Consider the following 5,767-nt stretch of genomic DNA (forward strand, 5'->3'; position numbering starts at 1 on the left):
TGCGGAGAGTGAGGGATTCGAACCCCCGAACCTGTGACAGTTAACGGTTTTCAAGACCGCCGCATTCGACCACTCTGCCAACTCTCCGCGACAAAAGTAGAAATTTTGTGTAGAATTACAAAACTTATTTTACATTTTTCTTTGTTTAAAAGCAGTTTTAGCACTCTTAAATAGAAATGTAGCTGAATACCAGTTGGTTATTTTTAGGGGTTGACCACCTTCCGATGTCATATTGGAGATAGCGGACTCTGCCCTGGACGATATGTCCGCTTTAGATGGGATCATAATCTTGTTTTAGGTTATTTATTGCAATTAAAAATGTAATCATGAATGTATTCTTAAGGAGCAAACATGATCCGATTTTTCAATTCCCGAACTGTCGTTCTAACTCCTGTAATTCAAAAATAACTTCGTTGATTGATCGGTCAATTTTAGCGAGTTGTCTTTTACCCAGATAAAAGTAGGAAAATAGAATCCAGCTATAGGTTGGAAGGTAAGTCAGTAAATAATAGTGGAAACTAGCACCCGCTAGGATTTCCCGAAGATAGATCGAGATCGCTATACCGAGAAGTAGATGATAAATCGGCATATTCCAATGCATTCTTTTCTTTCGAAAGGAGTCAAACTCTTGCCACTGTTGTAAATGCTCGGTAGGTAAAGCTGCTTCGTTGATCTGTTTGACTTTACGTGCAGTGGTCAACATTAAGTATGCCTGTATAAAACAAAGGAACGATACGATAAACATCGCTGTGTACAATGTGAGCGTTTTATGCCTAAAATCAAGGAAATATGCCAGAGCAAGAATAATTAATCCTGTTGCAAGCAATAAAACAGCACCGGCTATTTCTTTCCTTATTAATTCTTGATGAAAGTTTTTGGCCTTATTCAGGTGTTTTGGGGGCAAGATATTTTGTTTGCTATCCTGTTTCCAAAGATGTTGTAAATCGTTAAAGTCTTGCATATTTATGGAAAATTTCGGTTAATTCCTTTTTAATTCTATGGATTTTTACACGGAGATTATTCTCTGTAATTCCCGTAATTTCTGCTATTTGCTCATAAGGTTTTTCATCTAATACCAATGTGATCAGTACTCTATCAGCTTCTTTCAGCTTGCTGATACATTTGTACAGCAGATCAATCTGCTGTATTTTTTCATTCGATGAATCCTCTGGTATATCGATGCAGCTTGTGTCGGTCATTTTTTTTAAATGCTGATGTTTTTTTCGCATACTCGTCAAGCAATTATTGATCGCTATTCTGTAGATCCAGGTGCTTAATTTGGCATCGTTGCGAAAACTGTCGAGTTTTTTCCATACAGTAATGAAGGTCTCTTGGATTAAATCTTCTGCATTATCTCGGTCTCCGGTATAACTGAGGCATAACTTGCGGATGGCCGGCGCATATTCTTTGTAAATAATCTCAAAGTTTTCTTTGTTGGTCATCGGGTTATTTTAAAAATGTGTCTAGTTCTTTAAAAAACCAAATTGGCTGATCATACATAATAAAATGCTTACTGTTGGTATTGTGTAAAGTTAGCTTTTTTACATACTTATATTGCTCGGAAAGAATCTGTTGTGATTTTTCCAACGTTTCGTACTTACTACCTAGCACCAAAACGGGTATCGTAATTTTAGCAAGATCCTGGCGGATATCCGTCGTCATCATTTCATAAAACGCAGATGCTAATGTAACTCTATCGCTTTGTACTTGCCATTCGGCTATTGTTTTGGCTTTTATAGAATCAGTTACCAGCTGTCGTGCTATATTTTCAGCATACACACTAAGTTGTTGGTTTCCCATCGAAGTAAATTGTGCGATAAGTGCATCTTTATCGACAAACTTTTTCACTTCCTCTACACTTGTATTTGGGTTCTGCATGCCCGGGTAGAACGGTCCTCCGTCCACAACGATAACTTTTTGAAATAGCGAAGGTGCGGTGCTTGCGATCCAGAGACTCAAAAAGCCTCCTAAACTATGGCCTAGAAGAATCGGATTTTGCAATTTTTTTGCCTCTGTATATGCTATGATTTCATTGCGCATAGTCTCAAGCAATGCTTCTTTAATAGCTGCTTGTCCTGCGAAGCCAGGAAGTGTAAGCACGTGACATTCGTATTTGTCTTTTAAGTGATTTACAGTTTCTGTCCATACGGTTCCACTACAACTATATCCTGGAATAAGAATGATCGGTGTTCCTTTTCCATAGATACTGACCTGAAAATCATATTTTTTTTGTGCAAATACCGATCCGTAAATCATAAGTAAAAGTATTGAAATAGCGACTTTGGTGAAATGGCATAAATAGTTCGGTAGATCTTTATTGATACGAAGAACAATAGTTTTCATAAGAATTGAATTTAAAATTAGTAATTATGGTTTTCTAGAATATTCTGCTTATTAGATGTTATGAATTACAGATTATTACATAAAAGAATGAAAAAAGTGAAAAAGAGTACATGTGGCAAAGAAGAGTTGTGTGAAATGTTGTTTTCTTGTAGGTAACGCTCTGATAATTCGAATGGAATGGTACTATAAGAAAATTGATCTTTTGATGGGGGAGAATAAAGGGGCAAAAGCAAAAAGCCTTTCATTTCTGAAAGGCTTTTTCTGCGGAGAGTGAGGGATTCGAACTATCCTTATAACTCTCTGATTTAATGTTATTTATAAGTTTCGTTTTTACGAGGTCTCGCTAGGGTCTCGCAATACTGTTTTCTTATATTCCCTATTTCGTTTTGCTATACAAAGATACAGAATAAACCTGTCTTTTTCACGGATAAGTAGCATTATTTGAGATTGTTAGGTGGCTGTTTTTTAGTTATGTAGGATAGTTTTAGTATATTCGATGTAACAATCGCTTATTACGAATAAATAACTTCATGATGGATAATAACGAACTATTTACTGATAAAATCACGAAAGGAAATCGTACGTATTTCTTTGATTTAAAAAAGTCAGAAAATGGTAGCCTATATCTTTCCGTTTCGGAAAGTAAGCGCGCCGACGATGGCTTCGAAAAATTCAAGATATTGATCTTTGAAGAGGATATCAAAGACTTCAAAAAAGTCTTTAACCGTGCTGTCAAAAAATTGGAAAAGCTTACCGATCTGGAAAGTGACAAGAAAAGTTATACTTTGGACGATATCCGCGAACAACATCCGCAAGCTTATCGGCCATGGTCGGCCGAAGACGATGAAAAACTGGAGGCTTTGTTTTGTGAGGAAAAGACTGTCAAGGAACTGGCTGCTACCTTCGAACGGAAAGAAGGTGCTATTACATCGCGGATCAAGAAGTTGGAACTAAAAGAAAAGTATAGCTAATTATCTGTTATAGAACTGTTTTAATTTGCTCTTTGTCCAAGCCTAAATATTCACAGACTTCCTCTATACTAAGCAATTGGTGAGCTTGCTTGCCTCGTATTTTTTTTACCGTATTATATATACGTAAGCTTTGCCGGTAGCTCTTGCCGGTAATACGTGCTATGTCTTTTGGATAGATACAGATTCTTCTCATTTCTATACTTTATGTAAGCTTTATCTACTCAGTCGATATTACGATAAGGTAGCGTCGCTATTCATCATTCTGATGCCCAACTTGGTAACAAGTTGGTATAAAGTTGAGGTGGAATCTTCGTTGCAATTTACAAAATAAACTTAGGAAATATGTGACCATACTGATCCAATACCGTCATTTGGTACACCTGCGCTTTTAGGTTGGCTTTATTATACCAATTTTTAACCTGTAATCACTGATTAGCTGCAGCAAAGGTGAATTTTAAAATGAGTGTGATATGGCAAGACAATCAGGTATTATTAAATTGAAGGGTACTATCGGGGATATTACCTTTTACAAAAGTAAGGATGGCTATTTGGCCAGACAAAAAGGAGGTGTTGATAAGGAGCGCTTTCATAACGATCCAAAATTTCAGCGAACGAGGGAAAACGCAGCGGAGTTTGCACGAGCTGGTAAAGCGAGTAAGGCATTGTGTACTGCGATCCGACCTGTGTTGAACAAAACTCAGGATTCGCGCATGATCTCCCGCTTGGTCAAGTCAATGATGCAGGTAATCAAAGCTGATCAAGTCAGCAATCGAGGATTACGCAATGTGTTGGATGGCGAGTTAGTTCTTTTACAAGGATTTGATTTCAACGGAAATGCCCGCTTAAGTGCTACTGTTTACGCACCGTATACTTCAGTAATAGATCGTGCTACAGGTGTATTGGAGATAAACGTGACAAGTTTTGTCCCTGATAGTCAAATAGTAGCTCCTGGAGGTACAACCCATTTTCGTTTTATATCAGCTGGTGTTGAGGTTGATTTTGAAAATGAGACCTTTAATTTGGTACAGAGTTCCTCTGCGGAAATCTCATTTGACAATACAGTAAGAGAACCTGTGGTTTTAAGCAACGATATCGGTGTGGAGGAATCTACAAGACCGTTGTTCCTGGTATTCGGGATTGAGTTCCTGCAACAGGTTAATGGAACGTTCTACGCGTTGAACAACGGTGCATACAATGCTTTGAGTTTGGTGTTAGTTGATACTGGTGTATAATGTTGGTGGTGAAACTGTTGCGGACGTACGGTGAACGAGGTGCTAATGGTGAGATTTGGATTGGTGGTAACTTGGAGTGTTATGTCATTGAATTGCCTTGGCGCGAAAACGTCCGTAACATTTCCTGTATTCCTGAAGGAACTTATCCATTGGCCAAGCGATACAGCAAACGGTTTGGATGGCACATTCTGGTAAGAGACGTGCCCATGCGAAGCGCAATTTTATTTCATCCGGCGAATAATGCGGAGAAAGAATTGCGTGGATGTATCGCTCCCGTTAGCGAATTAACAGGTCAAGGTACTGGCAAGAATTCCAGATTAGCATTCGAAAAGTTGAAAGAGGCTGTTTACGCTGCTTTGGATCAGGGGCAACAAGTGATTTTGATTATTGAAAGAAAGGAGAAAGAATGAATGTATTAGAAAGAGCTCAAGCGCCTACACCCAAATTTTTCAAGGTGCTGCGCAGTATAGGTTTGATCGTTGCTGCCGTCGGCGGAGCAATTGTTACAGCCCCAGTGGCACTCCCGGTTGCTGTGGTCACCGTCGGCGGTTACTTGACCGTGGCAGGTGGTGTGTTGTCTGCCATTAGCCAGATTACGGTAGATGACAAAGATAAGCCGGAAGGCTCAAAGGAGGCACCCGATGAATAGATCTGCAGTAGGTATGGGAACTTGCGGTGGTCTGTTGATGGGGATTTTTCCATCGTTGCTCATCGGCGATGTTTTCCGCACCGTCATACTAGCAATAGTTGGCGCGACCGTCAGTTTTTTTGTATCTTTACTACTCGCACATTTAGTGAAAAGAAAACGATAAAGTTGTGGTGGCTTTATTCATTAGAAAGCTCGGCGATTGCCGGGCTTTTATTTTGATAATCTGAAATATGAACAATATCTGTAAATATACATTGGAGTTGCTACCTTTGAGTGGAGACAGATTTGAAAAATAGATTTAAATTTGTTAACAGATGAAAAGAGTATTTGACGATTCCTTTAAGAAAATGGCAGTAGAGCTTTCTTACAGCAAAGGGTCGGTATTAGAAGCAGCAAAAGAACTGGACATGGATGCCAGTAGATTAAGTAAATGGCGCATGGATCCCAGATATAATGGTGGTACCGTATTGCCTAAAAACGACAAATTGAGTCCTGAAGAGCAAGAAATCAGGGAACTAAAGAGGAGATTACGGGATGCAGAATTAGAGAACGCTATCTTAAAAAAGGCGGTG

8 protein-coding genes and 1 tRNA gene are annotated in these 5,767 nt (G+C 38.9%); 5 read left to right on the top strand and 4 right to left on the bottom strand.

Features of this window, described 5'->3' with window-relative positions; all coding sequences use genetic code 11:
- Positions 1 to 2: 2 nt before the first annotated feature.
- The 4 genes from IQ31_RS27125 to IQ31_RS27140 all read right to left on the bottom strand — a co-directional run bounded on the left by IQ31_RS27125 (position 3) and on the right by IQ31_RS27140 (position 2,343).
- Positions 3 to 87 (bottom strand) — tRNA-Ser (locus IQ31_RS27125).
- Positions 88 to 364: 277 nt separating this feature from the next.
- Positions 365 to 961: a hypothetical protein gene (locus tag IQ31_RS27130; RefSeq protein WP_145331486.1), complete on the bottom strand. Its 597-nt coding sequence runs from the start codon at positions 959 to 961 to the stop codon at positions 365 to 367.
- Positions 948 to 1,442 carry an RNA polymerase sigma factor gene (locus IQ31_RS27135; protein WP_088162822.1) on the bottom strand — a complete coding sequence of 165 codons (495 nt, stop codon included), beginning with the start codon at positions 1,440 to 1,442 and terminating at the stop codon, positions 948 to 950. The genes IQ31_RS27130 and IQ31_RS27135 overlap by 14 nt, the downstream gene beginning before the upstream one ends.
- A 4-nt stretch (positions 1,443 to 1,446) precedes the next feature.
- Entirely contained in the window at positions 1,447 to 2,343 is an 897-nt protein-coding gene (locus IQ31_RS27140) for an alpha/beta fold hydrolase (protein ID WP_145331487.1), read from the bottom strand.
- 530 nt (positions 2,344 to 2,873) lie between these two features.
- Here IQ31_RS27140 and IQ31_RS27145 point away from each other — a divergent pair.
- The 5 genes from IQ31_RS27145 to IQ31_RS27170 all read left to right on the top strand — a co-directional run.
- Positions 2,874 to 3,314 (top strand): DUF3276 family protein, encoded by a 441-nt coding sequence (locus IQ31_RS27145; protein ID WP_145331489.1) that lies wholly within the window; start codon positions 2,874 to 2,876, stop codon positions 3,312 to 3,314.
- 470 nt (positions 3,315 to 3,784) lie between these two features.
- Positions 3,785 to 4,546 carry a hypothetical protein gene (locus tag IQ31_RS27155; RefSeq protein WP_145331493.1) on the top strand — a complete coding sequence of 254 codons (762 nt, stop codon included), beginning with the start codon at positions 3,785 to 3,787 and terminating at the stop codon, positions 4,544 to 4,546.
- Complete coding sequence (locus IQ31_RS27160) at positions 4,546 to 4,956, top strand: DUF5675 family protein (RefSeq protein WP_244294594.1); 411 nt, start codon at positions 4,546 to 4,548, stop codon at positions 4,954 to 4,956. Before IQ31_RS27155 ends, IQ31_RS27160 begins: the two co-directional genes overlap by 1 nt.
- A 44-nt stretch (positions 4,957 to 5,000) precedes the next feature.
- Positions 5,001 to 5,195, top strand: a complete 195-nt coding sequence (locus tag IQ31_RS27165; protein ID WP_244294595.1) for a hypothetical protein — start codon at positions 5,001 to 5,003, stop codon at positions 5,193 to 5,195.
- 314 nt (positions 5,196 to 5,509) lie between these two features.
- A partial coding sequence (locus tag IQ31_RS27170; protein WP_145330968.1) for a transposase occupies positions 5,510 to 5,767 on the top strand: 258 nt, incomplete at its 3' end.

The sequence above is a fragment of the Sphingobacterium siyangense genome (genome assembly GCF_007830445.1).
GTDB classification, from domain to species: Bacteria; Bacteroidota; Bacteroidia; order Sphingobacteriales; family Sphingobacteriaceae; genus Sphingobacterium; species Sphingobacterium siyangense.

Coding starts and splice junctions, on each gene's coding strand:
- IQ31_RS27130 (WP_145331486.1), bottom strand. CDS start 961: ATGCAAGACTTTAACGATTTACAACATCTTTGGAAACAGGATAGCAAA.
- IQ31_RS27135 (WP_088162822.1), bottom strand. CDS start 1,442: ATGACCAACAAAGAAAACTTTGAGATTATTTACAAAGAATATGCGCCG.
- IQ31_RS27140 (WP_145331487.1), bottom strand. CDS start 2,343: ATGAAAACTATTGTTCTTCGTATCAATAAAGATCTACCGAACTATTTA.
- IQ31_RS27145 (WP_145331489.1), top strand. CDS start 2,874: ATGATGGATAATAACGAACTATTTACTGATAAAATCACGAAAGGAAAT.
- IQ31_RS27155 (WP_145331493.1), top strand. CDS start 3,785: ATGGCAAGACAATCAGGTATTATTAAATTGAAGGGTACTATCGGGGAT.
- IQ31_RS27160 (WP_244294594.1), top strand. CDS start 4,546: ATGTTGGTGGTGAAACTGTTGCGGACGTACGGTGAACGAGGTGCTAAT.